Annotated in this window: 2 protein-coding genes; both read right to left on the bottom strand. The window is 54.3% G+C overall.

Annotation, left to right across the window (positions count from 1 at the left end):
• Positions 1-58: 58 nt before the first annotated feature.
• Positions 59-202, bottom strand: coding sequence for a hypothetical protein (locus tag INT21_RS00410; RefSeq protein ID WP_193084730.1), 144 nt, complete (start codon positions 200-202; stop codon positions 59-61).
• Positions 203-576: 374 nt separating this feature from the next.
• A partial coding sequence (locus tag INT21_RS20280; protein WP_226930555.1) for a hypothetical protein occupies positions 577-763 on the bottom strand: 187 nt, incomplete at its 5' end.

Genomic DNA, 763 nt, shown 5'->3' with positions numbered 1-763 from the left:
AAAAGACGACAAATTCAAGATTATTGTCATTATCTTGAATTTTTTTTCAGCCATGAATTTACTTAGCTGAACGCTTCGCTTCGATCACCTTATTGACTTGATATGCATAGCCACCGGCCACCGATACAGCGACTACCAAGACGCCAAAGATGATGGGGAGAATGGCAGGGCTATCGCTTAGAAATACGGAGATCGAGTTCATGCGTACACCTCACAGAGTGCTACGGGTTATCAGTTAATTGTAACGATGGTCGGTTCTAATGCGAGTCACTTTTCGCGTTAGAACCGACCATCAGCCCATAGCATGGATAGGCACTAACGCGCTGCGCTTGTTGGCCGCCCAGCCGCCACCGAATCAAAGATTCGGCGTCTCTGGAGCGGCAGCGGTAACGAGAGAACACCTGGTATTTTCTGAGCAACAAGGGAGGCGCAAGCCTGCCTTTCCGCTGCGCTCCAAGGCAGGCTTGCGCCTCCCAACTTTTCGCACGTGCGAAAAGTCAGGATACGTTCGCCTTGCTAGCCACTATCGGCACGCCCCGCTGGGCGCTGACCCCTCTCACGCGCTGGCTAGACACATCATGGACTGCTGCACTGACTGACTGTTACTCCGCTAGGAGCCGTCGCCTCGGCGTTTTTATTGCGGTGCCGGTCTAATCCCCTTACCCGCTGCCAGTGCCCCTGGAACGCGACTCCAGGGCGTTTGATGCGCGATGCACGCTGAACCGTATGTGAGATTCCCCGTCTCGGCTCAACTACTGCGCCC

It is taken from the genome of Halomonas sp. 3F2F (genome assembly GCF_014897805.1).
Lineage (GTDB): Bacteria > Pseudomonadota > Gammaproteobacteria > Pseudomonadales > Halomonadaceae > Vreelandella.
The sequence above is the reverse complement of the archived record's forward strand: the minus strand, read 5'-3'. Positions and strand labels throughout refer to the sequence as shown.

Coding starts and splice junctions, on each gene's coding strand:
- INT21_RS00410 (WP_193084730.1), bottom strand. CDS start 202: ATGAACTCGATCTCCGTATTTCTAAGCGATAGCCCTGCCATTCTCCCC.